Genomic DNA, 26357 nt, shown 5'->3' with positions numbered 1-26357 from the left:
TGCGCTTAGTGTTACTTGATTTCATCCCGCTCGCCAGCCCCGGAAATTCGCGCAGCCAGACGTTTTTCATAGCGTTCCTTCAATTTTTTGATCCGGCGGCGCTGATAGGCGTGGATCAACGGGTTCGAAAGGAAATATCCAACAAGGCCCGCCACCACCCCGGGGATGAGCCCCCCTACGAGATAGGGCAGGAACACCTGGTGATAGAACCGATGTACTTCTCTCCAATCTGCCCTGGCTTCTGTGAACATGGCCAGGAAATTGGACCAGATATCACTGGTTGCCCCACCAAAGGCCAACATCACCTCGGGCAAATGGATGCCTTGCGGCAGCCCCAATATTGTATTGCCAAGTCCAATCGAAATTTCAGCAATAAATGGAAAGGTCAGAGGGTTGCCCACAAATGTCGCGAGTAATGCGGCCAGAATATTTCCTCGCATAATCCACGACAAAAGGGCTGCAATTATGAAATGCATACCAAACAGCGGTGTGAAGCTGGTGAAGGCCCCAGCCGCGATCCCGCGCGAGATACGATGGGCCGGGTCTGGCAGACGGCGAAGTCGGTGAATGACGTATCGCGCTGCCCGATACCACCCACCCCGCGGATAAAAGAACTCCGCCACAATCCGCAGATAGGAACGTGGGTTTCTCTTGAACAAGGCGGGCCCCTTTCAGGCTGCGGGATGGGTCGGCGATCGGATGTCGGCTATGGTTTACGATCCAGATCACGATGTCTCTTTATCGACGCCACATCGCTATCCGCTTCCAACACCAGCATAACCGCATGCAAATGCTCAATGTCGCGGAGATCGACATCCACCAGAAGGCGGTAGAAATCCGGCTTGCGATCCAGAAACCTCAGATCCGAGATATTGGCCTTTTGCTCGCCAATCAACGTGCAAATCCGCCCAAGCACGCCTGCATCGTTGGAAATCGTGAGTTTCAGACTGATTGTGTGGATCGGCGGGTGGTTTCCGGTGGCCCAATGCAGATCCACCCAGCGGTTGCTGTCGTCTTCGACTTCTCCAAGAGCGTCACAGTCGATGGCATGAACCACAACGCCTTTGCCGCGATAGGCAATGCCGACGATACGTTCGCCCGGCACTGGCTGACAGCATTGCGCGCGGTTGAATCCCTGCCCGGGTCCAAGCCCCACAACAGCGGCTTCGCCATCAATCATGTCCTCGATGTCACCCGCTTCGGGATACAGGATCTGAATCACATCCCGCGCCTGCAGTTCAGCAGATCCGAGCCGGGCCAGCAATTCGGTTTCATTGTCGATACGGAGCTGTTTGGCAGCGGTCATCAGCGCCCGGTCGGTTACTTTACGACCTGCGTTTTCAAACGCCACACGAGCAAGCTCGCGGCCTAGGCGCACAAAGCGTTCACGGTCTTCGCTGCGCAAGGACTTGCGGATCGCAGCCTTGGCGCGGCCCGTGACCACGATGTCAATCCAAGTTGCCTGAGGCGCCTGTCCTTCCGCCGTCATGATTGTCACCGACTGGCCGTTTTTGAGCCGGGTCCAAAGCGGTACACGGATCCCATCAACTTTAGCACCGACGCAGCGATCACCAATCCGCGTGTGGATGGCATAGGCAAAATCAAGCGGAGTCGCGCCGCGTGGCAGTTTCACCACCTCACCCTTGGGCGTGAAGCAGAACACTTGGTCGGAATACATCTCGAGCTTCACGTGCTCAAGAAATTCATCGTGGTCATCGGCGGTCTCAAACCGTTCGGTCAGCGAGGCAATCCATTTGGCCGGGTCCACAGCAAACGGGTTTTCCACCCGCTCCCCATCGCGATAGGACCAATGCGCTGCCACCCCGGTTTCCGCCACCTCATGCATCTGCTGGGTGCGGATCTGCACTTCAACCCGTTTACCATCCCGCCCGGACACGGTGGTGTGGATCGAGCGATAGCCGTTCGATTTGGGCTGGCTGATGTAATCCTTGAACCGGCCCGGCACCGCACGCCAGCGTTGATGCACCACACCAAGCACGCGATAACAATCAGCTTCGTCGAGCGTAATGATACGGAAGCCATAGATGTCAGACAGGCGCGAAAAGCCCTGATCCTTCTCCTGCATTTTGCGCCAGATTGAATAGGGTTTCTTGGCGCGGCCAAAGGCTTCGGCCTGAATCCCGGCCACCGCCAATTCGTGCCGGATATCCCCGGTGATCTTTTCGATCACATCACCGCTTTCTTTCTGCAAACGCAGGAAGCGGCGCATGATCGAGCTGCGCCCTTCGGGGTTCAGCACGTGAAAGGCAAGATCCTCAAGCTCTTCGCGCATCCACTGCATACCCATGCGACCGGCAAGCGGCGCATAGATATCCATGGTTTCACGCGCCTTCTGAACCTGCTTCTCTGGTCGCATCGCCCGGATCGTACGCATATTGTGCAAACGGTCGGCCAGCTTGACCAGAATGACCCGCATATCCTTGGACATGGCCATGAAAAGCTTGCGGAAGTTTTCGGCCTGTTTGGTTTCAGAGCTTGAAAGCTGCAAGTTGGTCAGCTTTGTCACCCCATCAACCAATTCGGCAACTTCTTCGCCAAACAGATCCGCCACCTCGGTATAGGTGGCGCGGGTATCTTCGATTGTGTCGTGCAAAAAGGCGGTGATGATGGTGGCATCATCAAGCTGCATTTCAGCCAGAATTTCCGCAACCTCAAACGGGTGCGTGAAATAAGGATCGCCGGAATGGCGATACTGACCGAAATGCTGTTCCGCGCCGAACTCGAAGGCAGCGCGGATCAATTTTGAATTGGATTTGGGGTTATAGGTGGCGATCTGTGCGATCAGCCGGCCGACCTCGAGATGTTCAAGCTCTTCAAGCCAACTCGCCACCGATGTATACCCCGAATGCTCGTCAGACCGTACTCAGCCCTGGCCTTGCGCTTCCATCAGCGCGCGCAGGAGCTTTTCTTCCGACAAGTCGTCGTCTTCCGGCTTGTCCGCAGCTTCGGCACCCATGAGAAGAGCCATCTGGTCTTCTTCTGGTTCGTCCACTTCGATCTGGGTCTGATGGCTTTCGATCATGCGCTCGCGCAGTTCATCAGCCGTCTGGGTTTCGTCTGCAATCTCGCGCAGCGATACAACAGGGTTCTTGTCGTTGTCGCGATCCACGGTGATTTCGGCACCAGCCGAGATTTCGCGGGCGCGGTGCGACGCCAGCATTACCAGTTCAAACCGGTTCGGGACCTTATCAACGCAATCTTCGACCGTAACGCGGGCCATGTGCAGCTCCATTCCTTGCAAGGGGATGTGAACCGCCTATTTAGGGGGCGGAAAACATGTTTACAAGCTGAATTTGCCCGAGCGTCCTGTTTTACAGCGGTTCAATTGCGTTTTTTTCCTGATCAGGCAAGGCATCAACCATTTGCGCGATCGTTTTACCCAGTAGAGGGTGCTGCCAATCAGCGGCGATATCCATCAGGGGAATCAGTACAAATCCACGATCCTGAAGGCGTGGATGCGGCAATATCAGCTGATCCGGCGCCTCCCTTTTTTGCACGTCGAGCGGCAGGTCGATCCACTGGGTAAGCGTGGCCCGATCCGGGGCCACATCATCCCCGCTTGCAATCAGGTCGATGTCGAGCGTTCGAGGCGCCCAGCGAGACGGGCGTTCGCGGCCATATTTTGCCTCCACTTGATGAAACAGATCCAACAGATCGCGATTGCTCAGAGCGCTCTCAACTTCGACGGCCGCATTCACAAAATCCGGTCCAGCGCCCACCGGAAAACACGGGGTTCGGTAGAATCGGCTGATTGCATTGATTCGCAGCCCCTCTTCTTCCAGTTGCAATATTGCATCTCGAACCAACTCATGAGATAATGCCAAATCAGTACTTGTATTGCTTCCAAGCGCCACAAGTCGTTTTATGCTATACTTGTCTACATTTGCTGCTTGCGGCATCCGATTCTTACCCTAGATTGCGCTTTATAATTCGTTAACAGCCACACTCATACTCACTCACGGAATTGTTGACGAAGGAAAATTGGAAAGGACCATAAATGTTTTATCGCGACGAACGGCTTGCGCTGTTCATCGATGGATCAAACCTCTATGCAGCGGCTAAGTCCCTCGGGTTTGACATCGACTACAAACTCCTTCGTCAGGAATTCATGCGCCGAGGCAAATTGCTGCGCGCATTCTATTACACCGCCCTTCTCGAGAATGACGAGTATTCACCGATCCGCCCACTGGTCGATTGGTTGCATTACAACGGCTTCTCGATGGTGACCAAGCCGGCCAAGGAATATACGGATTCCATGGGTCGCCGGAAGGTGAAGGGTAACATGGATATCGAGCTCACGGTAGACGCGCTGGAATTGGCAGATCACATTGATCACGCGGTGCTGTTCTCCGGGGATGGAGATTTCAAACCTCTCGTGGCCGCCATGCAACGCAAAGGTGTCCGGGTTTCGGTCGTTTCGACCATCCGCAGCCAACCCCCGATGATCGCAGACGAACTTCGCCGCCAGGCCGATAATTTCATTGAACTGGACGAGCTCAAGGATGTGATCGGTCGCCCGCCACGGGAATTTGACCGCGAAGGTCCGGCAGACGAATAATCAGCCAGAAAGCTATCTGAAAGCCGGGGCATCGCCTCGGCTTATTCATTCCTCGTCTATCCCCTTTTCTACACGGCGGTTTTGCGGCACAACTGGCCGTGAAAGGGTCCATATCTCGGATCGACCGGAGACTGCGCGTCATGACCACAGACACAAAACCTGCCCTCACCCTCTATCTCGCCGCCCCCAACGGATTCTGCGCGGGGGTGGATCGCGCCATCAAGATTGTCGAGATGGCGATCGAGAAATGGGGGGCGCCGATCTATGTGCGCCATGAGATCGTGCATAACAAATTCGTCGTGGACGGGCTGCGCGACAAGGGTGCTGTGTTTGTCGAGGAATTGGACGAATGCCCGGATGACCGCCCGGTGATCTTCTCGGCCCATGGTGTGGCGAAATCCGTCCCCGCCGAAGCCGGCCGCCGCGAGATGGTCTATGTGGACGCCACCTGCCCGTTGGTTTCGAAAGTGCATATCGAGGCCGAGCGGCACCATGACAACGGGCTGCAAATGGTGATGATCGGCCACGCAGGCCACCCGGAAACCATCGGCACCATGGGGCAGTTGCCTGAGGGCGAAGTTATTCTGGTGGAAACCGCCGAGGACGTGGCCACACTCGAACCGCGTGATCCGACGCAACTGGCCTATATCACCCAGACCACCCTGTCCGTAGATGACACCGCAGGCATCGTCGCCGCCTTGCGTGAGCGCTTCCCGTCCATCATCGGCCCTCACAAAGAAGACATCTGCTACGCCACCACCAACCGCCAGCACGCGGTCAAAGCTGTGGCCCCCAAAGTGCAAGCGCTTTTGGTAATCGGTGCCCCCAATAGCTCCAATTCGCGCCGTTTGGTTGAGGTGGCCCAGGCCAATGGATGTGACTATTCGATGCTGGTGCAACGCGCCTCGGAAATCGACTGGCGATCCTTGGAGGGTGTGGCGGCTGTGGGCCTGACCGCAGGCGCTTCAGCGCCGCAAGTTCTGGTGGACGAGGTGATCAACGCCTTCCGGGATCGGTACAACGTGACCCTCGAAATGGTGGAATCCGCGCAAGAGAACATCGAATTCAAAGTACCTCGTGTATTGCGCGAAAAACAAGCGTCATGAGCTGGGCATTTTTGGGTACAGTGCTATTGGTCGTTAAGAAGGCATGAGTGCTGATCGCCAGACACTCAAGGTTTATGACACGCAGGCTGCGGAGTATGAAACCCGCGTCGCACAAAGATCCACACCGGGTCTGTCGGAGTTTATCACCGCCTTACCCCAATCTGCCTATGTGCTCGATCTGGGCTGCGGCCCCGGATTAAGCGCCCGCGCCATGATGGATCACGGCTTGACAGTAGATGCGGTGGATGGATCACCGGCCATGGTGGCACGGGCAAGCGAACTGGGAGTATCCGCTCGGCAAGAACTCTTTCAGGACGTGAGTGGCACTGCGGAATTTAACGGCATTTTTGCCAATTTCAGCCTACTGCATATGCCCCGATGCGACATGCCCGACATGCTGAACCGCCTGCATACCCTTATGAAACCGGAAGGCATTATACATATCGGCCTCAAGCTGGGTTCCGGTGAAGCTCGGGACAGGCTGGGTCGCTTCTATGCCTACTATCAACAAGATGAGATTGAGGCCCTGTTGACCTCTGCTGGCTTTCTACCCTATGCGCACATCCTGGGGGCGGGCGAAGGGCTTGATGGATGGTCCTCCGAGTGGATCGTGATACAGGCGAAAAAGGTGACAAATGGCTGAGTTCTTTGCGTATACGGATGGTGCTTGCTCAGGAAATCCGGGGCCCGGTGGTTGGGGGGCGCTTCTGCAAGCGAAGGAAGGTGACACCGTCGTCAAAGAGCGCAAGCTCAAGGGGGGTGAGGCACTGACCACCAACAATCAGATGGAGCTGATGGCCGCAATCATGGCTCTGGAAACATTGGGAAAACCCTGTGCAATTACGGTGGTGACCGACAGCGCTTATGTGAAAAACGGTGTGACTGGCTGGATTTTTGGTTGGAAGAAAAACGGGTGGAAAACCGCGTCAAAAAAACCCGTGAAAAATGTAGAACTATGGCAACGGCTGGATGCGGCACAATCGCGCCACCATGTGACATGGGAATGGGTCAAAGGCCACGCCGGCCACCCGGAAAATGAACGTGCGGACGAATTGGCCCGTGCAGGGATGGCACCGTTCAAGGACTGAGCCTAAAAGCTCATCCATATCCCGAGTGAGAGTTTTCCTTCCGGGGCGGGAGTAACGGTCTCGCTCCATTCGACCTGAATATGCCTTCCGGGTCGCACCTCCCAAGCAAGTGATGGAAGCAGCTTCACAGTGGTGTTGAATTTGTCCGCATGAGCATCAACAGAGATCATTGTTAATAGACACTCATGAGGTTTAAGGCCAATTTGGGCGAATGCGCCGACTGAACCAGCCCCCTCCTCAACCGGCAACTCCACCTTGATCAACGCGTCCATCCAGCCATTGCCCCACCGCGTTTCGAACCCCTTCCCAAGATGAAAGCTCGGTTTGAAGGACAAAGTGCCCTCGGTTGTCTCTGAGAAGGTCATCCCAGCGGCCAACTGCCAGGTCAGCACCGTGGGAAACGCCCGGCGTACAAACAGCTCGGCTTCACTTGTCTCATAGGTTTGCAGGTCATGTTCTATACGCCCTCCGATGGTCCAGACATCGGTAAGCCCATATTCCAGATAAGTTGAGACCTTTGGGTAATTGACCCAATTCCCCCAGTCCTGCGTCGCCTGAATAGATATGAACCATTCGCCATCCTTGCGAGGCCAGGCTCCGGCCTCAGCCGGACTGGGGGGCATCTGGCACGACACAGCAGCCATCAGAGCAACAAGAGATCGTAACGTGATCATGCCCGCATTCTGAAATGCGGTGGTTAATGTATGGTTAACGAATATTAAGCGGGGCCATTTCCCGTCACTTTTTCAAATAGGTCTTGTAGATCCACAACACGGCCAGCGCACCCAGCACTGCCCCGACAAACCCGGATGCCATGCCGAAAAGTGCCGCCACCCCACGCAGCAGTAGTCCGCCAACCAGCGCCCCCAGCACGCCAATGGCAATCGTTGTGGGCAGGTCAGCTTCGACCCCCATCAATCGTGTTGCGAGAAATCCGGCTGCAATGCCTATGATGACGAGAAATAATATACTCATGACAATGATATGGTGGCTGAGGTCGGCAATTCAAAGTCAGGCTGGCTAGAAAACTAGAAAACTAGAAAACTAGAAAACTAGAAAACTAGAAAACTAGAAAACTAGAAAACTAGAAAACTAGAAAACTAGAAAAGGAGGAGGCAACAGGGGCTTGCCTGTCAACCCAGGAATTCCGGCAACTTACTGCCGCGCAGGAAATCTTCAGAAGACATCGCCTTTTTCCCCGGCCTTTGAGCCCGCGTGATTTCCACAGCACCATTGCCACATGCAATGGTCATCCTCGACAGCACTTGCCCAGGCGCACCGATCCCGTCGGCCAGACGCGATCCCAGCAGTTTGACCTGCTCACCGGCAATGTCACACTTGGCGCCTGGAAACGGCGACAGACCACGGATCAGCCGATCCACCTCAATCGCGGGTTTGCTCCAATCAATCCGAGCTTCGTCCTTCAGGATCTTTTCGGCGTATGTCACACCATCTTCAGCCTGCGGCTCGGGCAACAGCTCGTCCAACTGCGCAAGTGCCTGAACGATCATCCGTGCGCCCATGGGTGCCAGCCGATCATGCAGTTGCAACGTGGTTTCTTCGATCCCGATTGCAGTCGCCTCACGCAGCAAAACCGGACCTGTGTCCAACCCTGCTTCCATCTGCATGATGCAGATCCCCGTTTCCGCATCTCCGGCCATGATCGCACGATGAATCGGGGCTGCTCCCCGCCAACGGGGCAACAAAGACGCGTGGATGTTCAGACAGCCGTGTTTCGGTGCGTCCAGAATGGCTTGCGGCAAGATCAGCCCATAAGCGACCACAACTGCCGCATCGAGATCCAGCGCGGCAAACTCGGCCCGCTCATCTTCTCCCTTGAGGGACGCCGGATGACGCACTTCTAGACCAAGTTCTGCTGCACGCATGTGCACGGGGCCCGGACGGTCTTTCTTGCCACGACCAGCTGGGCGCGGAGGCTGACAGTAGACCGCAGCAATCTCATGTCCGGCTTCAACCAGCGCATCAAGCACCGGAACCGAGAACTCGGGGGATCCCATGAAGGCCAGTTTCATTTCTTCAGCTTCCTCGCCTTCTTGACCAACATATCGCGCTTCACTTTGGAAAGGTGATCGAAATACATCTTTCCATTCAGGTGATCGATCTGGTGTTGAACCGAGGTCGCCCAGAGATGCACAAAATCGCGCTCTTCGATCTCACCCTTTTCATTCATGAAGCGCACTGTCACGGCGCGGGGCCTGTCGATTTCGGCCCAAACACCAGGCAAATTGGGGCTGCCTTCCTGATGCGTGCGCATTTGGGTTGAGGCGTGCAGAATCTCGGGGTTTGCCATGCGGATCGCCTGCCCGCGTTCGTCAGAGGCATCCACGACGGCCAAACGCAGGTTGATGCCGAGCTGCGGGGCGGCCAAACCAACGCCCGGCATGCTGTCCATCGCAAAGATCATCTCATCCCAGATCGCACGAACGTCGTCGGTGACCTCTGCAACCTGGTCAGCCACACTGCGCAGCGCCTTGTTGGGCCACATCACATAAGGGCGGTGCGAGGTCACGCTCATACCAATCCCCTATGCCTTGCCGCGCGCGAGGTCACGTTTCAGCTTTTGCATCTTGCGGGTGATCATCTGGCGTTTCAGGGGCTTGAGATAGTCGATGAACAACTTGCCCTCGAGGTGGTCAATCTCATGCTGGACACAGGTGGCCCAAAGCCCGTCAAAATCACGCTCCTGAACATTCCCATCCATATCCAGCCAACGCACGCCGACCTCTTTTGGGCGGGTGACTTCGGCAAATTGCTCCGGGATCGACAGGCAACCTTCCTCATAGACATTCAACTCATCGGAAGCACGAATGATCTCCGGGTTGAACATCACCATCGGTTGCGGCGGCTCGTCGTCCTCACGCACGCAATCCAAAACGATCAGGCGTTTTGAAATGCCAATCTGCGGCGCTGCAAGGCCAATGCCTGGCGCGTCATACATGGTTTCCAGCATATCTTCGGCCAAAAGACGCAGCTCGTCCGACAGATCAGGAACAGAGTCTGCGACCTTTTTCAGGCGCGGATCGGGGTGAATGAGGATATTTCGCAGTGTCATAAGGGGGATGTAGGCCAAGGAAGGCGCCCGCGCAATGGGCGCATTTTCCCATTTTGGAAAGTTTGGGCAGGTGCTTTCATCACATTTTCTCACAATTCCAATATTGAGAAGGATAATTTCTCAACTTTTATCCGTGTTCAAAAGATAGGTTCCAATTCCTATCCACAATAGAGATAAATGAACCACCAAACAGAGCCCTTGCTTCGCTGGGGAAAGCCGCTAACGTGCCGCGGATCAGGAGATGAAATGACACTCGACGACACTACCATGACCACATTTGACACACTCATCGACCGCCGCGGCACCAATTCCTCCAAATGGGACAAGATGGAGCGTCTCTTTGGCGTTTCCCCCGAAGACGGGTTGGCGATGTGGACGGCCGACAGCGACTATGCCACCGCACCCTGCGTGATCGACGCCATTCGCAGGGCCGCCGAGCATGGTATTTTTGGCTATTCTTGGGAACATCCCGACTATCTGAATGCCATCGCATGGTGGCAGGAAAACCGTCATGGCTGGAAAATCGACACCGATTGGATCCTGACCAGCCAGGGGCTGGGCAATGCCATTGCCTTGTGCCTGCAGACCTGGACAGAGCCGGGTGACGGTGTGGTGATCTTCACGCCGGTCTATCACGAGTTCGCATTGAAGATCGGCAAGAACAACCGCAAGGTGGTGGAATGCCCGCTGAAACGCGAAGGGGATCTTTACACATTGGATCTCGAGGATGCGCAATCGCGCCTGACCGGCAACGAGAAGATGATCCTGTTCTGCTCGCCTCATAACCCATCGGGCCGCGTCTGGACCGTGGACGAGCAGCGCGCGGTGGCTGAATTCGCAGAGCGCAATGATCTCTTTCTGGTATCCGATGAGGTCCATCAGGATCTTGTTTATACCGGCCACAAACATATCCCAATGGCACTGGCCGCACCTGAGACACTGCCGCGTCTGATCACACTTTCAGCGGCCTCAAAAACATTCAATATCGCAGGTCAACGCACCGGCAACATGATCATCGCTGATCCCGAGTTGCGCAAGACCATGAAAAAGCGCCTCGCAGCTTTGGACTATGCCCCGGCCGTGCTGTCAGTTGATATGATCACCGCCGCTTATTCGCCCGAGGGAGCGAAATGGGTAGACCAGCAGGTTGCGCATCTGGAGCGAAACCGCCAGATCTTTGATGCGGGTGTAAACGCCATTCCTGGACTGCGTTCCCTGCCTCTGCAATCCACCTATCTGGCTTGGGTCGACTTCTCTGACACCGGAATGAGCCATGATGAGGTGATTGCCCGGATCCGAGACGATGCCAAGATCGCGGTCAGCCCCGGACCGTCTTTCGGCATCGGTGGCGATGGGTTCCAGCGCTTCAATCTGGCCACCCAGGGCGCCCGTGTTGAGGACGCCGTGGAACGCCTGCAGCGCGCTTTTGCCGACCTGCAATAATCCGCAGGACCGGGTCGGCAGATCCTTGCCCGGTTAGCTTCATCCACTCCGCTTCCGGTTGCGATCCCAAACCGGCTGGGCCAGTTTCTGCACATGCAGATCCTGGCCCGTTTCTTTTCCCGAGTGTCCCTCGTCGCACTGCTCACAATTGCCTGTGTGGTGCTCTGGGATCGTCTGGCGCCCATATCGTCACCGCCAATCATGGAACCGATCACCGGGCAGATCGACCGGATTGTTGTGGAGAAATCTGCACGCAAAATGACGGTCTTTCGCGAAGGGAGGCCGCTGAAAATCTACAAGATTGCATTGGGATTTGCCCCGGAAGGCGACAAGAAAGTGGAAGGGGATGGCAAGACCCCGGAAGGGGTATTCAAGATCACCCACCGCAATCCGAATAGCGCGTATCACCTGTCTCTCGGGATTGACTACCCGCAGCAAGAGGATATCACCCGCGCCAAGGCGGCGGGGATCAGTCCTGGTGGAGATATCTTCATCCATGGCCAACCAAACGGGTTTGGCCGCTTTGCGACTATACCCTCTGATTGGACCGCAGGTTGCATTGCAGTCTCTGATACAGAAATTGAGGAGCTTTGGTCCATTACCCCGGACGGGACAGAGGTTGAGATACGCCCATGATCTGGGCTGAGCTTGGCTCACATCGTGAGCCTGGGGGCTCTGCCGGTTCTACGGGCGAATTGGTCTCCCAGACCAATTCCAAAATGCCCTCGAACCCCAGGATATTTATAGTCAGAAGATGAGGCAATGATCGATTCAACTGCACAGCGCTTCACCAAACGGCGCTTCACCAACTGGATTATGCCGTTTTCTTGATCAAACCTCTTTGGCAATCAATCCCACAGGGGCGTCCTCGTCGCGGGCGAAATCGAGCGGCGCGTTATCATGGGCCTCAGCCTTGCGCTTGAATTCGTATATCATCTGCCCGTCTTCCTCTTCCGAGGCGACAATCAGGCACTGATAAAGGTGGCGGCTGCCGTCATAGAGATCCACCAACCCGCGCAAATGGGGTGCGCGTGCTGCGTCCAGAGAAAAACCAGTTTCCCAGAATTTCAGCACCGGAAACACTTCCTCGTTAACGCGAATGCGCAGGCGTGATTTCTTTTTCAGGTCGCGTTTGCGGGCTGCTTCAAGCCCTTCACGAACCTCTTTCGGCAAATGTTCCAGCATCATCCATCTCCCAGCGTGGAAGACAATCATGCCATGAGAATTGTAACGGTCAAGTTAACCTTTTGTTTGTCGAGATGTTTTTTCAAACTATCCACAGAATGAAGGTGTTGTCGCCACACCATACAAAAGGGCGGCCCGAAGTGGTTCGAGCCGCCTTTCCATTTAAATTCTACGTCGATGGATCAGGTGTTGTGATCTTCAACAAGATCCACACCCACCACTGGGCGCAAGACATGAGGGATCTTGGGGTCGTAAAGCGCGCTGTCCTTAAAGTCGCGGCCCGAATTGAGGGCGGGACCAACAAGGATCAACGCGGTGCGGGTGATCTTTTCGGCGCGCACTTTCTTGCGAATGTCGGCAATAGTGCCACGGATGAACATCTCGTCCGGCCAGCCCACGCGATAGGCCACCACCACTGGGCAATCTTCGCCGTAATATGGAGCAAGCACCCGTTCGATCTCGCGCATATTGCGCACCGCAAGGTGGATGGCGAGCGTAGCACCGGTTTTGGCGAAATTCTCCAGCGATTCACCTTCAGGCATCGAGGTGGACTGCATCGACATGCGGGTCAGCACAATCGACTGCGCGATCTCGGGGATTGTCAATTCTTGTCCCAGAGCGGCGGCAGCGGCGGCATAGGCGGGCACACCGGGGATGACCTGATAGTCGATACCATCTGCCTTCAGGCGGCGGATCTGTTCTGCAATGGCACCGTATAGCGAGGGATCACCGGAGTGCACACGCGCCACGTCTTCACCCCGCGCGTGCGCGGCTTTGATCTCGGCGTGGGTGTCATCAAGTGTCATGGAGGCGGTGTCCATAACCTTGGCCCCTTCGGGCGCACCGGCCACCACTTGCGGCGGCACAAGCGACCCGGCGTACAGGCAGACCGGGCATTCACCGATGATGCGTTGCGCCTTAAGGGTCAGAAGTTCCGGGTCGCCGGGACCGGCACCAATGAAATAAACGGTCATGACAGATCTCCGTCGATGCGGCGGGCATAGCCGCGCGGGGTGAACATACGGGGGCCTTCGCCCAATTGGGCGAGCCGCGAATTGCTTGATCCGACCAGCACCACGGTCAGCATATCGACCTCATCCACTTCGAGCTCGTCTAGGCGACGATAGCGGATGTTTTCCGTCGGGCGCCCAAGGTTCGAGGCCAGCATCACCGGCGTATCAGCCGGGCGATGCTTGAGCAGAATGTCACGAGCTTCAGCGAGAAGCGTGCGACGTTTCATCGATACCGGGTTGTAGAAGGCAATTACGAAATCACCTTCGGCAGCGGCGTGCAGGCGCTTCACGATGTCTTCGCGATGGGTCAGCAGATCCGACAACGAAATAGCGCAGAAATCATGGCCCAGCGGTGCCCCTGCACGGGCCGCTGCCCCTTGCAGCGCGGACACACCGGGTGTGGAGACCACCTCGACCCGACGTGCTGCATCCGACACGCCTTTTTCTTCCGCAGTCCGGTCCAACAGTTCATAAACCAGTGCGCCCATCGCATAGATGCCCGCGTCGCCGGAACAAACCAGCGCAACGTTCTTGCCTTTGCCTGCTTGCTCCAGCGCATAACGGCAACGGTCTTCTTCACCGCCCAGCGGGAAATCGGAGCGGGTTTTGCCAGCAGCCAGCGGGCCGATCAGGTCGATGTAGAGCCCGTAGCCCACCAGCTCTTCGGCCTCTTGCAACAGGCGGCTGGCTTCTGGCGTGCGCCATGTGTGCTGACCCGGCCCGATCGAGACGATCGAGAGCTTGCCACGGGTGCGACCGCGCATCTCGGTGATTGGCTCCGGCGAACGCGCAAGAGCGCAGGTGGTGTTGGCCGTTTTGGTTTTCGGAACAACCAGCTCGGCTTGTGGGCCGGCTGCGGCAAGGGCCGCGCCTTCGGACACGCCATGACAGCCCACTTCTTCAAACACCACGTCAGATGGATTGGCCAGACGCACGGTTTCGGCTTCCAGTTCAGCAGCCGAGAAAACGCGGAATGGTACGTCAAGGCGGCGGGCCAGTTGGTTCATTGCCAACTCATCGGCCTTGAGGTCGAGCGAGGTCACGCAGGCGATGGCTTCTGGTGCGATATTGGCGGCGGCCAGCTGCTCGGACACATTCTGCCACAGCTCTTCGGGATCCGCATTGCGGGCACAGCCCACACCGAGGGCAAAGCGCTGCGGATGATAGGCCAAACGGGTCGGACCGGTTTCAACCGAGGTTTCTGACACGACAAGTTCAACCGTGCCGCCTGCATCTTCGATGTCGAAGATATTTTCTCCGACAATGGACACGCCCGCACCGGACAGGAGTTCCGCCATGGCGTCCTTGGCGTCGCTCGGATTGGCAAGACGATAGCCCACGGGCGGCTCGTCCAAAGCCACACCCATCGACACGTCACCTGCAGTGGTCACAGCAGCGGTGGCCCCGATTTCAGAGGCGATCTGGCTGGCCAGACGGTTTGCACCACGATGGCCCCCAAGCAAGGGCAGCACCGCAGAGCCATCATCCGCCACCGCCACAACGGGAGGTTCCGCCAGTTTGTTGGCAAGGATCGGTGCCACGGCACGGATCAGAATGCCAGCAGCACAAACGCCCACAACCGGGGTACCCGCCGCAAAGAGCATACGCACATGATCCAGCGCATTGGGGAAAAAGGCATCGGCCTTTTCAACCCGGCTTTCGCGGCCATGGACCTGTGCGCCCAACAGCGCGGCGACCCGGTGGGCCAATGCTTCGCCTGATGAGTTCAGACAAATGACAACAGGGCTTACAGCCATGGATCGGTTCCTTTCGCAAGCAGGATCATCGAGAAATATGGTGCCTTTTCAGGGGCTTCGGATAGCGGCAGCACAACCTCTTCAGGCAGGCTGGCGCGCTCCACATAAGTGGCTTTGTCGGTCAGACCGAGATCGTCTATTACGGCGCGGATCTTGGGCAGATGACGCCCAACCTTCATGATCGCCACGCTTTCCGCCCCTTCAATACGCGACCGCAACTCACCCTCATCAAGCGGGCCGGGCAGCACGGTCAGGCGTTCATTGCGGGCCACAAGCGGGCGTTTGGCACGGGCGGCTACGGTGGTGATTGACGTCACGCCGGGGATGATTTCGCAGTCAAACCGATCCGACAGCCGCGCAAATAGATACATGAAAGAACCGTAGAAAAACGGATCGCCCTCGCAGAGCACAACTACATCGTTTCCGGCGGCAAGTCGCTCGGCGATCTGTGCAGCACCCGCATCATAGGCCGCCTGTGCCGGGGCGCGCTCCACCGTCATGGGGACTGCAATAGTGATTTCGTCCGCATCCGGGGAGATCAGGTCGGTGGCAATGGACCGCGCAAAGCTGTTGCCACATTCCAGCGCCGGATAGGCCACCACTTTGGCCGCCGCGATCAGCCGCGCAGCCTTCAGCGTCATCAGCTCGGGATCCCCCGGGCCAAGGCCGATCCCGTAAAGGGTTCCACTCATCTCTTGATCAAGCTCCATTGTGTGACCGGGCGCATGGGTTTCCACCCGGAAAGCGGCCCCAGCGCTTCGGCGCGTTCAACCGAGAGCTTTACCAGTTGGCCGCCATGTTTGGCATGCAGCGCTGCCAGGCACATTTCGCTTTCGATGGTGACGGCATTGGCGACCAGCCGTCCCAACGGACGCAGGGCGGCCCAAGCGGCGTCAAACACCTCTTCACTGAGACCCCCACCGATGAAAACGGCGTCTGGGGCTTCCAGACCATCAAGCGCTGCGGGCACCGTGCCGTCTACCAGTTCCAAACGTGGCACACCCAGCGCCAGGGCGTTGGCGGCCGCCATGGCGCGGCGTTCGGGTTTGGGTTCAATCCCGATTGCACGGGCGTAACGTGCCCCTCGCATCCATTCGACTGCAACCGAACCGCAGCCCGTACCGATGTCCCAGAGCAGTGCACCACGCATTGGCATCAGTTTCGCCAGCGTGATCGCGCGCACCTCTTGCTTGGTCATGGTGCCGTCGCTTTGGAAAAGCTTGTCTGCAAGTCCCGGCACGCGGGGCATAAGGGCTGCATCCGGCGCGGCGATACATTCCACAGCAAGCGTATTGAACGCGGGCACGTCGTGGTCCCAGCTCTCCGCCACCCCGTCAAAGCGCTCTTCCTTCTCGCCCCCCATATGGGCCAGCACGGTAAGACGCGACCCACCAAAGCCTCGCTCGGTGAGAAATTTGGCGATCTGCTGGGGCGTTTCCGCGCCTGTGGTCAGGATCAAGAGCCGTACATCTGGCTGAATGAAGGCAATCATCTGCTCAACCGGGCGACCATGCACGGTGAGCGTTTCCAGGTCCGCCATTGACCAGCCCATGCGAGCGGCGGCCAGCTGGAAGGCGCCAACCTGCGGATGATATACAAGTTCCGCCGGATCGAGATGGCGGCCGATCTTGGCCCCAACCGAAAACCAGAGCGGATCGCCAGAGGCCAGCACGGCGACGGTTTGTCCACGACGGGCCTCAAGCTCGCCTATCAGCGCATCAAACGGCGACGGCCAAGCGAGGCGCTCGGCTTGCGTATCGAGCATTTCGTGATGGCGTTTGCCGCCAACGATCACATCGGCTGCATCGATTACCGCGCGGGTGGCCGGCGTCAGACCGTCAAGCCCATCTTCGCCGATGCCGATAATGTGAAGCCAAGGCTGCGTCATACCTTCTCCTCCGGCAGTCCAGCCGCCAGCGCGTTTACCGCAGCAGAAGCAATCGCTGATCCGCCACGACGTCCACGCAGGGCGACGTATTCGCAACCACGGGAATTGTTCGCCAGTTCTGCTTTGCTTTCGGCAGCACCGACAAATCCCACGGGAAACCCAAGGATCACGGCGGGTTTTGGTCCACCCGCGTCGATCAGTTCCAACAGGTGGAAGAGCGCGGTGGGGGCGTTGCCCACGGCAACCACGGCGCCTTCAAGCTTGTCGGCCCAGAGTTCCACAGCGGCGGCAGAGCGGGTATTGCCAATCTCTTTCGCCAGATCCGGCGTGCGCGGGTCGTTGAGGGTGACAATCACCTCGTTTTCCGCAGGCAGGTAGCGGCGGATGATCCCCGCGCCGACCATCTCGCAATCGCAAAACACCGGTGCGCCAAATTTCAGCGCTTCATGACCCGCCTGATAGGCGTTTTCCGAGAAGGCCAAACGATCGGCCACTTCCACCATGCCACAGGCGTGGATCACACGGGTGGCAAGTGCGGCCATGCCGCCGGGAAAGCGTTCCAGCCGGGCTTCACGGCGCAAGGTTGCAAAGCTCTCGGCATAGATTGCCATCGGGTCACGCTCATAGCGCAAGGGCGGACGTGTACTCATTTTACGCGGGCCGATTCCGGGCCATGCGGGTGTTTGGCATGAGGGTATTCCGGGTGGTGGTGATCGTGATCATGATGGTGGTCATGACCATGGTGATGATGGTGATGGCCATGATCGTGAGAGTGATCGTGGGCATGGTCGTGATGATGGTGGTGATCATGCGAATGATCGTGGTGGTGGTGGTGATGATCCATGTCCAACCGGCAGGCGCCGGTGCAGAAATTGTCGCAGAGCGTGCAGGTCTCGACGGTCGAACCGGGCGCGTTTGCCCCCTGCCCTTCCACATGGTGGTGGTGGCTTTCCTGCACCGCCCCCAGCTCGCTTTCAAAACCCAGCACTTCCACGCGGTATTTGCACATCACGCAGGTCGGCGGGGGTGTGTCGGAAAAAGCCGGATGCTTGGCACGATCCTCTGCGGAGATCGCCGCCACTTTTGGGTCGTCCAGCGCCAAAACCTGATCGCGATAAGCACAGGTACCGCAGTTGGGCGGTGGCATCGCACCCACCTGTTCGGTGATCCGCTCGGCAAAGGTTTCCAGAACCTTCTCGTGATCGTTCAGATACCCGGCTTTCACGAACTGGATCTCGGGATGACGTTCGGCCACGCGGTCAGTGAAACCATAAATCCGGTCGATCAGGATGCCGGTGAAGAGGAAATAGGGGAAGACGACGACGCGTTTGTAACCCAGCTTGGCGGTGTGGGTCAGGCAGGGTTCCACCAGCGGGAAGGTCACGCCGGAATAGCCCACTTCCAGCCAGCCGAAGCCCATGCCTTCCTGCAGCAGACGCGCGATTTTCGACACGTTTGCGTTGGCGTCGGGGTCAGATGCGCCGCGCCCGATCACCACCAGACAGGTTTCCTCCAGCGGCACCTCGCCATGTTCTGCATTGGCCGCATCAACCGCATCGCGAATACGAGCACCGGCTGCCGCCACCATTTTCGGGTCTACGCCCAGCTCGCGCCCATAGCTCACATCAATGCCATGTTTGGTGGCATAGGTGTTCAGCACGGTCGGAATATCGTTCTTCGAGTGCATCGCGGCAAAGAGCATCCCCGGCACCGCAAGGATCCGATCACAACCTGCTTCCCGCAGATTGTCCAGCCCGTCCCGGATCACCGGGTTGGCGAACTCCAGATAGCCATAATCCACCATCCAATTGTCAGGTAGCAGCGCTGGAAGCTTTTCCGCCAGCACTTTGAATTCATCCACGGCGGCTTGGCTGCGCGAGCCGTGCCCACAGATCATCACACCAAATTTCTTAGCTTGGGCATCCTGCTGAGTGGTCATGGATCAGGCCCCCACCAGCTCTTCATCACCGATCTCTTCTTCGGCGTCTTCTTCCGCGCCTTCTGCTTCGGCTTTCTCGGCGTCTTTCTTGCCTTTGATCGCAGCCCAAAGACCTACGGCAGCAGCCCCACCAAGGAAAATAATTGCGCCCCAATGGCCGTGACCAGCCACTTCACCCAAATGACCAATATGGGCCATGGCAGGAGCTGTGGTCAGTGCAACCACAGCAGCTGACAGAAGAAGGGATTTCGACATGGGTCTTCCTTTCGCGGGTTCGGGGCGCAGAAAAGAGACATCGGATGCAGCGGTCTATGCGCCTGCATCTCGGACGACGCTGCCTTTCATCCCCTGACTGGGTCGATGGCAGGCAGCCAACCTCTCTGGCCCGTAGGGCTTCGTCACGAGCGGGTATATGCAGCAATCCCGGTGCTCGCAATGAAAAACACGGCAGGCAGTGTCCCAGCAGCGACTCTCTCACTTGTTAAAATTTTCGGATTGGATCCAATTTCTCTTCCCTGCCGCGATTCGCCATGCTCATATCGCCGCATTCGCAACGAGGAGCGCATGATCCATGGGGAAAACAGCACCGAATATCCTGTTCATCATGTATGACCAGCTGCGCTTTGATTACCTCAGCTGCGCGGGTCACAAGACGTTGGAAACGCCTAATTTCGACCGGGTGGCAGCGCGCGGTGTCCGGTTTGACCGGGCCTATTGCCAGTCCCCTGTTTGCGGATCGAGCCGGATGAGCACCTATACCGGTCGCTATGTTTCGTCCCATGGGGCGGCCTACAACAATTTTCCCCTAAAGGTTGGGGAGATCACCATGGGGGACCACTTGCGAAAAGCCGGGATGGATTGCTGGCTGATCGGCAAGACCCATATGAAGGCTGATAGCGAAGGAATGGCGCGCTTGGGGCTGGCTCCTGATTCGGTCATTGGCGCTCGCGTGGGTGAGTGTGGTTTTGACATCTGGCTCCGTGACGATGGGCTCTGGGCTGAGGGGCCGAAGGGGTTTTATGACCAGAGGCGCTCGCCCTATAACGCGTATCTGCGCGAGAAAGGTTATACCGATCATAACCCGTGGCATGACCATGCGAACGCGGGGATCGATGGCGACGGTGACATCGCCAGCGGTTTTTTGATGAAGCACGCGGGCAAACCCGCCAATATTCGGGAAGGGGACAGCGAAACCCCCTGGCTCACCGACCGTGCCATCGATTTCATGGAGGCGAAGAGGGGCCGAGATCCGTGGTGTGCACATCTCAGCTACATCAAACCCCATTGGCCCTATATCGTACCCGCCCCTTATCACGATATGTATGGGATCGAGGACATCCAGCCCGTGGTGCGGTCGGACAAGGAACGCACAGACGCCCACCCGGTGTTTGACGCCTATCTGCACGGCAAACTCTCTGCTGCCTTCTCACGCAACGACGTGCGTGACGTGGTGATCCCCGCCTATATGGGTCTGATCAAGCAATGCGACGATCATCTGGGACGAATCCTCGATTATCTCGACGAAACGGGTCAGGCTGAAAAAACCGTGATCGTGCTCACCTCGGATCATGGCGATTACATGGGTGATCACTGGATGGGTGAAAAGGATTTCTTCCACGACCCATCGGTGCGGGTGCCGCTGATCATCGCCGATCCACGCTCCGAAGCGGATGCCACGCGTGGCACGGTGTCGAGTAAGCTCATCGAACAGATCGACCTCGCCGCCACTTTCGTGGACATGGCGGGCGGCAAAGTGGCTGACCACATTCTCGAAGGGAGATCACTGGTTCCACTTCTGAGGGGTGAAGAGAGCGAATGGCGCGATTTTGCGATCAGTGAATATGACTACTCCACCTCACCGATGGCGGATCGACTGGGGCTGGCCCCACGTGATTGCCGCCTGTTTATGGTGGTCACAGAGCGCTGGAAGCTGATCCATGCGGAGGGTGGGTTCAGCCCGATGCTGTTTGATCTTGAGGTGGACCCTCAGGAATTCACCGATCTGGGCACCAGCGCAGATCACGCCGAGATCATCGCGCAGATGTATGACCACCTGCACCATTGGGCCAAACGCCAGTCGCAACGCACCACCATTTCCGACGAAGAGATCCGCGCCCGCCGCCAAGGTGGACCGGAACAGGTTGGCATTCTGATGGGCTATTACGGCGACGAAGGGCTGCCTGAGGAATTCACTGCGGCCTACCAAGGCAAGGCAACACCGGTTGAGGAAAACTGATGAAGTTCTTTTCCGACAAAAAACGCCCTGTACATCTGGGGCCTTACCCACTTGAGCGGTTGAAACGCACGGAGAAGACAGATCTCTCAAACGTGCCCACCATGCCCCCGCTTTCGTTTCACCGCCCGGAACAGCCCGCGAGCATTGTCAATGCAATGGGTGAGTTTCAGGCGATGATGGACGCGATCCGCGACGGGGACGTGAACCCCGAAAAGGGGCGCATTCCAGCTGACCTTCAGGAACGCACCAACCACTTGAAATCATTCGGGTATTATCTTGATACCTCCATGGTTGGCATCGGTCCGATACCCGCAAGCGCATACCTGCAAGAACCACGCCACAACCCCGACATTCCCAGACTGGCCGAAGCGCTCAAGACGCGCGAGATCCGCACCCTTGCCGCAGGGATCGACGTGATTATGGCGGACCTCAAAGCCTCGATGGATCGCATACCGCGTCGGGTTGATCATCCCAATGCGATTGTATTTCTGGTCGAACACATGCGCGACCCACGCCCGGATGAACGGGGGGCTGACTGGATCCTTGATGCGCAGGATCACCGCGCCTGCCTGCGTGCGACCGAAACGGCCGTGGTGGTCGCCAACTACATCCGGCTTCTGGGCTTTGACGCTATGGCCCATAGCCCGATGTCGACGGAAGTGGATCTAAACCAGCTTGCCGTGACCTCCGGTCTTGCTGTCGCCGAGAATGGCCAACTGGTGGCCCCGTGGTTGGACAACCGCTTTGGCGTGGCGGTTGTTACCACGGATATGGGTCTTGCCCATGACGCGCCGCTTGCCCCTATGTCCGAACAGCCCTGGCACGCCACCTCCGGCCCCGGCTGGTGGCTGGGTGGCACCGGACCCGGCAATGGGCATGTAAAATCGGCGCTCACCCGTGACCCATATGCCAAACGTGACTACCGGCATGGTCCGCATCCGTTTGAACGGCTGAAGCGCGTCGACGATCCGACCACCTATATCGACGAACCCAATGTGGCCCGCGTCCCGAAACGCTCTGACATGTTTGCCCGCAGTCAATTCGGTGACATGGGGAAACACCTGCAAGAAGCGTCGAAAGGCGGGCATTACGTGCGTAAGTCTGCACCAAGCTACGCGCAGCGCCGCTTGCTTGGGGCCTTTGTTCCCCTGCAGGATGGCACATCTTCGGACGCCCACCACCCCACTGACGCGGAGCGCAATGCCGATAATCTTCGGGCCGCAAGCTATTTTCTCGGGGTCGACGCAGCCGGCACATCGCGTTGCCCGGACTGGTGCTGGTATTCCCATGACGCCACAGGGGCCGAGATCCACCCGACCCATGACAATGCCATCTCGATGATTGTCGATCAGGGGTTTGAGACGATGGAAGGGGCATCAGGAGATGACTGGATCGCCGTCAGCCAATCCATGCGCGCCTATCTGCGATTTGCGCTCATTGGCGGTGTCATCGCCCAACAGATCAGAAATCTCGGCTATTCTGCCAAAGCACACACCGTGATGGACGGCACCGTGCTACAACCGCCGCTTCTGTTGCTCGCAGGGTTGGGTGAGGTCTCGCGCATCGGTGATGTGATCCTCAACCCCTATCTGGGGCCGCGCCTGAAATCCGGCGTCGTCACCACCGACATGCCGATGGGGCATGACAAACCGATTGATTTCGGCCTGCAAGCCTTCTGTGACGCCTGCAATAAATGTGCCCGTGAATGCCCCTCCGGCGCGATCACGGCAGGCCCGAAGCGTATGTTCAACGGGTATGAGATCTGGAAGTCGGATGCCCAGAAATGCACCACCTATCGCGTGACCCAGCAAGGGGGTGCGATGTGTGGACGATGCATGAAGACCTGCCCGTGGAACCTCGAAGGGCTGTTTGCCCAGACCCCGTTCCGCTGGGCGGCCTCGCACATCCCTGCCGCAGCACCGGTGCTGGCCAAGCTGGATGACGTCGCAGGACATGGCGAGATCAACCCGGTCAAAACCTGGTGGTGGGATTTGGAGTTGGCGGACGATGGAGGATATCACCCCACGGAAAAGGACGTGAACCGCCGGGAACTGTCGCGCGAAATTGACCTAAAGCCCGAAGACCAGACGCTCGCCGCCTACCCTGCGGACCTCTCGCCGCCCCCATACCCCTACCCGTTTCCCATGGATCGTGAAGCCGGAATTGCGGCCTATGACGCGATGATTTCAGTTGAGGAATATCGTGCCCGAAAAGCCAAAGGCGATCTGTCGATGGTGCACCGTTTCACAATCGACGGGGACGCACCGGTGATGCAGGTATTAGTCTCTAACACAGGGGAAATGACCGATTCCGTCACCAAATACGAGTTCACCGCGCTTGATGACAGCCCCCTGCCAGAGTGGACCGCAGGGGCTCATTTGGATGTCTTGGTGAGCCCAGAATTCCTGCGTCAGTATTCCATGTCCGGTAATCCCGCAGATCGGAGCTCTTATCAGATCGGAGTGCTGCGCGAAGAGGATGGGCGCGGGGGATCTGCGCTTTTGCATCGGATCTTTGAACCGGGTCGTAAAGTGTTCATCTCGAAACCGATCAACCATTTCGAACTGGATGAGACCGCGACCAAAACCCTCCTCATGGGGGGCGGCATCGGCATCACACCCATGATCGCCTTTGCCCATCGCCTGCACGCATTGGGAAAAGAGTTTGAGCTGCACTATTCTGCCAGCCGTCGAGCGAATGCGGGCTATCTTGAAGATCTTGCGGCAATGCCCTGGGCGGATAAAGTGCACTACCATTTCTCGGATGAGGGCACCCGGGCCGACTTCGACAAAGTTTTGACCGGCTATCAGAATGGGTGGCATGTCTACTGCTGCGGGGCCGAGCGTTATATGGACGCCGTTATGCAGAGCGCTGCGCGGCAGGGATATCCGGACGAAGCACGGCATCTGGAATATTTCTCGGTCCCGGAACAACCAGACTACGAGAACCACCCCTTTATTTTGCGGCTCAAAGATGGGCGTGAACTGACGGTCCCCGAAGATCAGACGGCCGCGGACGTCTTGAATGCCAATGGCATTCATGTGGATGTAAAATGCTCTGACGGGCTCTGCGGCGTTTGCAAATGCGGCGTAAACTCAGGAGACATAGAGCACCGCGATTTTGTACTGTCGAATGCCCAGCGCGAGAAAGCGATTATATTGTGCCAGAGCCGTGCACGGGATGAAGGCGGGGTGATTGGACTGGATTTGTAACGCGAAAGGTCGGCAGGCTGGCGCAGTGTGAACTCGCTGCGAATATGCAGATGATTGTTCTGCCAGCCTCATGTCTAGTCTGATCGACGCTTTGCGAGTTCGCGGTAAAAGGCCTCTCTACTCACCGAAAGCTCGCTTGCAACACCCTGCCACTGCCCTTTCTCTGGAAGAGGACCGTATTCTGCCAACCAAGCATCCAGTTTTTCCGAAACGGTGTTGAGGGTGAGAATTTCCGCACGCATACGCGTTCTTTGAACTGCCTTGGCCAGATACGAGGCCCACGCTTCGGATAGGCCCGCATCTGCTTGCAAGGCACGCCTGAACTCTTGAAGTGGCAGAGCGGCCAACGTTGTTGGCTCGGTAACAGAACAATCACAATGGTATCGGTCCGCATAGACTGAAGCCTCGGCTACCACCTCACCCGTTTTGGCCCTTTGCTGGCAAACCGCATTTCCGTTTGCAAGTGGTCGCTGCAAAACGGCACAGCCGTCTTTCACGAAAAAAACTTGAATAACGCGTGCTCCCGTGTGGAACACGGTTGTTCCCGCGTCAAATCGGCGGTCTTGCGCCCGATCAAATAGTGAGGAAAACCCGGCCAACATGATTGCTATCATATCGGGTTGTGAGCAAATGCGACAGACCTTTTGCAAGAGAAGGAGCCAATTCATGAAATCGCTTTTATTGACTGCCATTCTGATAATCACAATGGGAACGCCTGCCCTGACTGAATCCAACGATCAGCCCTACAAAGGATTTCAGACACGAGACATTGCCAGTCTTTCCCCGAAAGACATCGAGGAACTGCAAAGCGGTGCAGGCTGGGGTATGGCCCTGCCAGCCGAGTTGAATGGATATCCGGGGCCAGCACATGTGTTGGAGTTGCAAACCGAACTTGCACTGACATCTTCGCAAGTTGCTGAAATGCAAATGATTTATGAAGTTATGAAATCAGAGGCCGTTGTCCAAGGGACGGTGCTAATCCAAGCAGAGCGAGCTCTTGATCAGGGCTTCAAGTCTGGCGAACTTTCGTTATCAAAGTTGCGTATACTAATTGCCGACGCCGAGGCCGCTCGTGCGAATTTGCGCTACATCCATCTGTCGCGGCATTTAACAAGCTTTGACATTCTATCCACGGAGCAAATTTCACAATACTCAGAATTACGGGGGTATACTTCCGATCCGTGCCAAACCGTTCCTGACGGGCATGATGTAGAAATGTGGCGCAAGCACAATGGATGTGATGATAACTGAGTGTGGATAATGGTTCGTGGAACCGCAATCCTCATTGAGTGCTCAAACCTGACCCTCAACTTCTTTCGGAAGCACAATTCGGAAACTCGTGCCGCTTTCATCTGATTTCTCCAGCGAAAGATCTCCCCCATGCCCCTTGATAAGTTCCGCTGAAATCGCAAGTCCAAGTCCGGCCCCACCTTTGCGATTTGATCCCGAGAAGGGTTGAAAAAGGTTTTCTCGTCTGGAGCCTGGGAAGCTCAACCAATCCCAAAGCATTCGGCACAAAGCGCTGCCTAATACGGCTAGAGCTAACCGTCCAAAAGGATGCCAAAAGGCTCTGGTGGTTTCTGAACCATAAAGGGCGCTGCGAACTATGCGTCGACAACCCGGGCGGAGAAATAACCCTTTATGTGGCGTGTACGCTTCCTGATTCAATTTATCTTGTAAGAGGGGACCTGTCGCCGGCTGCGGCAATCGACGCACGACGACTAGAAGTCCTTGGCGACGGTTGGGCACGGCGCGCATTCACCAAATGGCTAAACCTCAGTTCGCTCACAAAGGTCGCCTCGTGTCGTAGAAAGCATAGATGATCGTCCGCATTGGGT

28 protein-coding genes are annotated in these 26357 nt (G+C 57.2%); 9 read left to right on the top strand and 19 right to left on the bottom strand.

Annotation, left to right across the window (positions count from 1 at the left end; translation table 11 throughout):
* Positions 1-11: 11 nt before the first annotated feature.
* From O2N63_RS03730 to folK, 4 genes are all read right to left on the bottom strand, one after another.
* Positions 12-659, bottom strand: coding sequence for a DUF2062 domain-containing protein (locus tag O2N63_RS03730; protein ID WP_271052871.1), 648 nt, complete (start codon positions 657-659; stop codon positions 12-14).
* Positions 660-706: 47 nt separating this feature from the next.
* Positions 707-2851: a RelA/SpoT family protein gene (locus tag O2N63_RS03725; RefSeq protein ID WP_271052870.1), complete on the bottom strand. Its 2145-nt coding sequence runs from the start codon at positions 2849-2851 to the stop codon at positions 707-709.
* Between the two features lie 33 nt (positions 2852-2884).
* Positions 2885-3241, bottom strand: a complete 357-nt coding sequence (rpoZ, locus tag O2N63_RS03720; protein WP_271052868.1) for a DNA-directed RNA polymerase subunit omega — start codon at positions 3239-3241, stop codon at positions 2885-2887.
* 91 nt (positions 3242-3332) lie between these two features.
* Positions 3333-3920, bottom strand: coding sequence for a 2-amino-4-hydroxy-6-hydroxymethyldihydropteridine diphosphokinase (gene folK / locus O2N63_RS03715; protein ID WP_271052866.1), 588 nt, complete (start codon positions 3918-3920; stop codon positions 3333-3335).
* A gap of 98 nt (positions 3921-4018) precedes the next feature.
* On the opposite strand from folK, the gene O2N63_RS03710 reads away from it, so the two are divergent.
* The 4 genes from O2N63_RS03710 (at position 4019) to rnhA (ending at position 6773) form a co-directional block, all read left to right on the top strand.
* Positions 4019-4579, top strand: coding sequence for a LabA-like NYN domain-containing protein (locus O2N63_RS03710; RefSeq protein WP_271052864.1), 561 nt, complete (start codon positions 4019-4021; stop codon positions 4577-4579).
* 140 nt (positions 4580-4719) lie between these two features.
* On the top strand, positions 4720-5685 hold the full coding sequence (ispH, locus tag O2N63_RS03705) for a 4-hydroxy-3-methylbut-2-enyl diphosphate reductase (RefSeq protein WP_271052862.1): 966 nt from the start codon (positions 4720-4722) through the stop codon (positions 5683-5685).
* 43 nt (positions 5686-5728) lie between these two features.
* Positions 5729-6328 (top strand): class I SAM-dependent DNA methyltransferase, encoded by a 600-nt coding sequence (locus O2N63_RS03700; protein WP_271052860.1) that lies wholly within the window; start codon positions 5729-5731, stop codon positions 6326-6328.
* A complete protein-coding gene (gene rnhA, locus O2N63_RS03695; protein WP_271052859.1) occupies positions 6321-6773 on the top strand; it encodes a ribonuclease HI in 453 nt (150 codons plus the stop codon). The genes O2N63_RS03700 and rnhA overlap by 8 nt, the downstream gene beginning before the upstream one ends.
* A 2-nt stretch (positions 6774-6775) precedes the next feature.
* On the opposite strand, the gene O2N63_RS03690 is transcribed toward rnhA, so the two are convergent.
* The 5 genes from O2N63_RS03690 to def (O2N63_RS03670) form a co-directional block, all read right to left on the bottom strand.
* Entirely contained in the window at positions 6776-7447 is a 672-nt protein-coding gene (locus tag O2N63_RS03690) for a hypothetical protein (protein ID WP_271052858.1), read from the bottom strand.
* A 64-nt stretch (positions 7448-7511) separates the two neighbouring features.
* A complete protein-coding gene (locus tag O2N63_RS03685) occupies positions 7512-7748 on the bottom strand; it encodes a GlsB/YeaQ/YmgE family stress response membrane protein (protein WP_271052857.1) in 237 nt (78 codons plus the stop codon).
* A gap of 158 nt (positions 7749-7906) precedes the next feature.
* A complete protein-coding gene (gene fmt / locus O2N63_RS03680) occupies positions 7907-8806 on the bottom strand; it encodes a methionyl-tRNA formyltransferase (RefSeq protein WP_271052856.1) in 900 nt (299 codons plus the stop codon).
* Positions 8803-9309, bottom strand: coding sequence for a peptide deformylase (gene def, locus O2N63_RS03675; protein WP_271052855.1), 507 nt, complete (start codon positions 9307-9309; stop codon positions 8803-8805). Before def (O2N63_RS03675) ends, fmt begins: the two co-directional genes overlap by 4 nt.
* A 9-nt stretch (positions 9310-9318) precedes the next feature.
* On the bottom strand, positions 9319-9846 hold the full coding sequence (gene def, locus O2N63_RS03670; RefSeq protein ID WP_271052853.1) for a peptide deformylase: 528 nt from the start codon (positions 9844-9846) through the stop codon (positions 9319-9321).
* A gap of 246 nt (positions 9847-10092) precedes the next feature.
* Between def (O2N63_RS03670) and O2N63_RS03665 the strand changes: the two genes are divergently transcribed.
* Entirely contained in the window at positions 10093-11289 is a 1197-nt protein-coding gene (locus O2N63_RS03665) for a MalY/PatB family protein (RefSeq protein WP_271052851.1), read from the top strand.
* 93 nt (positions 11290-11382) lie between these two features.
* The gene (locus tag O2N63_RS03660; protein ID WP_271052849.1) at positions 11383-11925 is read left to right on the top strand and encodes a L,D-transpeptidase family protein; all 543 of its coding nucleotides are present in this window, start codon (positions 11383-11385) and stop codon (positions 11923-11925) included.
* Positions 11926-12120: 195 nt separating this feature from the next.
* Here the strand turns inward: O2N63_RS03660 and O2N63_RS03655 are convergent, their stop codons facing one another.
* The 8 genes from O2N63_RS03655 to O2N63_RS03620 all read right to left on the bottom strand — a co-directional run bounded on the left by O2N63_RS03655 (position 12121) and on the right by O2N63_RS03620 (position 19326).
* Positions 12121-12474, bottom strand: coding sequence for a hypothetical protein (locus O2N63_RS03655; protein WP_271052847.1), 354 nt, complete (start codon positions 12472-12474; stop codon positions 12121-12123).
* 182 nt (positions 12475-12656) lie between these two features.
* The gene (cobM, locus tag O2N63_RS03650; protein WP_271052845.1) at positions 12657-13448 is read right to left on the bottom strand and encodes a precorrin-4 C(11)-methyltransferase; all 792 of its coding nucleotides are present in this window, start codon (positions 13446-13448) and stop codon (positions 12657-12659) included.
* Positions 13445-15244, bottom strand: a complete 1800-nt coding sequence (cobJ, locus tag O2N63_RS03645) for a precorrin-3B C(17)-methyltransferase (protein WP_271052844.1) — start codon at positions 15242-15244, stop codon at positions 13445-13447. The genes cobM and cobJ overlap by 4 nt, the downstream gene beginning before the upstream one ends.
* A complete protein-coding gene (gene cobI / locus O2N63_RS03640) occupies positions 15235-15936 on the bottom strand; it encodes a precorrin-2 C(20)-methyltransferase (RefSeq protein ID WP_271053351.1) in 702 nt (233 codons plus the stop codon). The genes cobJ and cobI overlap by 10 nt, the downstream gene beginning before the upstream one ends.
* On the bottom strand, positions 15933-17132 hold the full coding sequence (cbiE, locus tag O2N63_RS03635) for a precorrin-6y C5,15-methyltransferase (decarboxylating) subunit CbiE (protein WP_271052841.1): 1200 nt from the start codon (positions 17130-17132) through the stop codon (positions 15933-15935). Before cbiE ends, cobI begins: the two co-directional genes overlap by 4 nt.
* Entirely contained in the window at positions 17129-17782 is a 654-nt protein-coding gene (locus O2N63_RS03630) for a precorrin-8X methylmutase (RefSeq protein ID WP_271052839.1), read from the bottom strand. Before O2N63_RS03630 ends, cbiE begins: the two co-directional genes overlap by 4 nt.
* A complete protein-coding gene (locus tag O2N63_RS03625; RefSeq protein WP_271052838.1) occupies positions 17779-19071 on the bottom strand; it encodes a sirohydrochlorin chelatase in 1293 nt (430 codons plus the stop codon). The genes O2N63_RS03630 and O2N63_RS03625 overlap by 4 nt, the downstream gene beginning before the upstream one ends.
* 3 nt (positions 19072-19074) lie before the next feature.
* Entirely contained in the window at positions 19075-19326 is a 252-nt protein-coding gene (locus tag O2N63_RS03620; RefSeq protein ID WP_271052837.1) for a DUF6732 family protein, read from the bottom strand.
* Between the two features lie 316 nt (positions 19327-19642).
* Between O2N63_RS03620 and O2N63_RS03615 the strand changes: the two genes are divergently transcribed.
* Together O2N63_RS03615 and O2N63_RS03610 are read left to right on the top strand one after the other, a co-directional pair.
* A complete protein-coding gene (locus tag O2N63_RS03615) occupies positions 19643-21307 on the top strand; it encodes a sulfatase-like hydrolase/transferase (RefSeq protein WP_271052836.1) in 1665 nt (554 codons plus the stop codon).
* Positions 21307-24519 carry a reductive dehalogenase gene (locus tag O2N63_RS03610; RefSeq protein WP_271052833.1) on the top strand — a complete coding sequence of 1071 codons (3213 nt, stop codon included), beginning with the start codon at positions 21307-21309 and terminating at the stop codon, positions 24517-24519. The genes O2N63_RS03615 and O2N63_RS03610 overlap by 1 nt, the downstream gene beginning before the upstream one ends.
* Positions 24520-24593: 74 nt before the next feature.
* Here the strand turns inward: O2N63_RS03610 and O2N63_RS03605 are convergent, their stop codons facing one another.
* On the bottom strand, positions 24594-25133 hold the full coding sequence (locus O2N63_RS03605) for a Crp/Fnr family transcriptional regulator (protein WP_271052831.1): 540 nt from the start codon (positions 25131-25133) through the stop codon (positions 24594-24596).
* 52 nt (positions 25134-25185) lie between these two features.
* Between O2N63_RS03605 and O2N63_RS03600 the strand changes: the two genes are divergently transcribed.
* Positions 25186-25770 (top strand): hypothetical protein, encoded by a 585-nt coding sequence (locus O2N63_RS03600; RefSeq protein WP_271052830.1) that lies wholly within the window; start codon positions 25186-25188, stop codon positions 25768-25770.
* Between the two features lie 42 nt (positions 25771-25812).
* Here the strand turns inward: O2N63_RS03600 and O2N63_RS03595 are convergent, their stop codons facing one another.
* The gene (locus O2N63_RS03595) at positions 25813-26028 is read right to left on the bottom strand and encodes a sensor histidine kinase (protein ID WP_408629782.1); all 216 of its coding nucleotides are present in this window, start codon (positions 26026-26028) and stop codon (positions 25813-25815) included.
* Between the last annotated feature and the right edge of the window lie 329 nt (positions 26029-26357).

Origin of the sequence: Aliiroseovarius salicola (genome assembly GCF_027891095.1) — a bacterium.
In the GTDB taxonomy this organism is placed as follows: Bacteria; Pseudomonadota; Alphaproteobacteria; order Rhodobacterales; family Rhodobacteraceae; genus Aliiroseovarius; species Aliiroseovarius salicola.
Note: the sequence above shows the minus strand (reverse complement) of the source record. Positions and strands in the feature narration are given on the sequence as shown.

What these genes read in the sequence shown, in the direction of transcription:
- rpoZ (WP_271052868.1), bottom strand. Translation starts at nt 3,241, where the DNA reads ATGGCCCGCGTTACGGTCGAAGATTGCGTTGATAAGGTCCCGAACCGG.
- folK (WP_271052866.1), bottom strand. Translation starts at nt 3,920, where the DNA reads ATGCCGCAAGCAGCAAATGTAGACAAGTATAGCATAAAACGACTTGTG.
- O2N63_RS03710 (WP_271052864.1), top strand. Translation starts at nt 4,019, where the DNA reads ATGTTTTATCGCGACGAACGGCTTGCGCTGTTCATCGATGGATCAAAC.
- ispH (WP_271052862.1), top strand. Translation starts at nt 4,720, where the DNA reads ATGACCACAGACACAAAACCTGCCCTCACCCTCTATCTCGCCGCCCCC.
- O2N63_RS03700 (WP_271052860.1), top strand. Translation starts at nt 5,729, where the DNA reads ATGAGTGCTGATCGCCAGACACTCAAGGTTTATGACACGCAGGCTGCG.
- rnhA (WP_271052859.1), top strand. Translation starts at nt 6,321, where the DNA reads ATGGCTGAGTTCTTTGCGTATACGGATGGTGCTTGCTCAGGAAATCCG.
- O2N63_RS03690 (WP_271052858.1), bottom strand. Translation starts at nt 7,447, where the DNA reads ATGATCACGTTACGATCTCTTGTTGCTCTGATGGCTGCTGTGTCGTGC.
- O2N63_RS03685 (WP_271052857.1), bottom strand. Translation starts at nt 7,748, where the DNA reads ATGAGTATATTATTTCTCGTCATCATAGGCATTGCAGCCGGATTTCTC.
- fmt (WP_271052856.1), bottom strand. Translation starts at nt 8,806, where the DNA reads ATGAAACTGGCCTTCATGGGATCCCCCGAGTTCTCGGTTCCGGTGCTT.
- def (WP_271052855.1), bottom strand. Translation starts at nt 9,309, where the DNA reads ATGAGCGTGACCTCGCACCGCCCTTATGTGATGTGGCCCAACAAGGCG.
- def (WP_271052853.1), bottom strand. Translation starts at nt 9,846, where the DNA reads ATGACACTGCGAAATATCCTCATTCACCCCGATCCGCGCCTGAAAAAG.
- O2N63_RS03665 (WP_271052851.1), top strand. Translation starts at nt 10,093, where the DNA reads ATGACACTCGACGACACTACCATGACCACATTTGACACACTCATCGAC.
- O2N63_RS03660 (WP_271052849.1), top strand. Translation starts at nt 11,383, where the DNA reads ATGCAGATCCTGGCCCGTTTCTTTTCCCGAGTGTCCCTCGTCGCACTG.
- O2N63_RS03655 (WP_271052847.1), bottom strand. Translation starts at nt 12,474, where the DNA reads ATGCTGGAACATTTGCCGAAAGAGGTTCGTGAAGGGCTTGAAGCAGCC.
- cobM (WP_271052845.1), bottom strand. Translation starts at nt 13,448, where the DNA reads ATGACCGTTTATTTCATTGGTGCCGGTCCCGGCGACCCGGAACTTCTG.
- cobJ (WP_271052844.1), bottom strand. Translation starts at nt 15,244, where the DNA reads ATGGCTGTAAGCCCTGTTGTCATTTGTCTGAACTCATCAGGCGAAGCA.
- cobI (WP_271053351.1), bottom strand. Translation starts at nt 15,936, where the DNA reads ATGAGTGGAACCCTTTACGGGATCGGCCTTGGCCCGGGGGATCCCGAG.
- cbiE (WP_271052841.1), bottom strand. Translation starts at nt 17,132, where the DNA reads ATGACGCAGCCTTGGCTTCACATTATCGGCATCGGCGAAGATGGGCTT.
- O2N63_RS03630 (WP_271052839.1), bottom strand. Translation starts at nt 17,782, where the DNA reads ATGAGTACACGTCCGCCCTTGCGCTATGAGCGTGACCCGATGGCAATC.
- O2N63_RS03625 (WP_271052838.1), bottom strand. Translation starts at nt 19,071, where the DNA reads ATGACCACTCAGCAGGATGCCCAAGCTAAGAAATTTGGTGTGATGATC.
- O2N63_RS03620 (WP_271052837.1), bottom strand. Translation starts at nt 19,326, where the DNA reads ATGTCGAAATCCCTTCTTCTGTCAGCTGCTGTGGTTGCACTGACCACA.
- O2N63_RS03615 (WP_271052836.1), top strand. Translation starts at nt 19,643, where the DNA reads ATGGGGAAAACAGCACCGAATATCCTGTTCATCATGTATGACCAGCTG.
- O2N63_RS03610 (WP_271052833.1), top strand. Translation starts at nt 21,307, where the DNA reads ATGAAGTTCTTTTCCGACAAAAAACGCCCTGTACATCTGGGGCCTTAC.
- O2N63_RS03605 (WP_271052831.1), bottom strand. Translation starts at nt 25,133, where the DNA reads ATGATAGCAATCATGTTGGCCGGGTTTTCCTCACTATTTGATCGGGCG.
- O2N63_RS03600 (WP_271052830.1), top strand. Translation starts at nt 25,186, where the DNA reads ATGAAATCGCTTTTATTGACTGCCATTCTGATAATCACAATGGGAACG.
- O2N63_RS03595 (WP_408629782.1), bottom strand. Translation starts at nt 26,028, where the DNA reads ATGCTTTGGGATTGGTTGAGCTTCCCAGGCTCCAGACGAGAAAACCTT.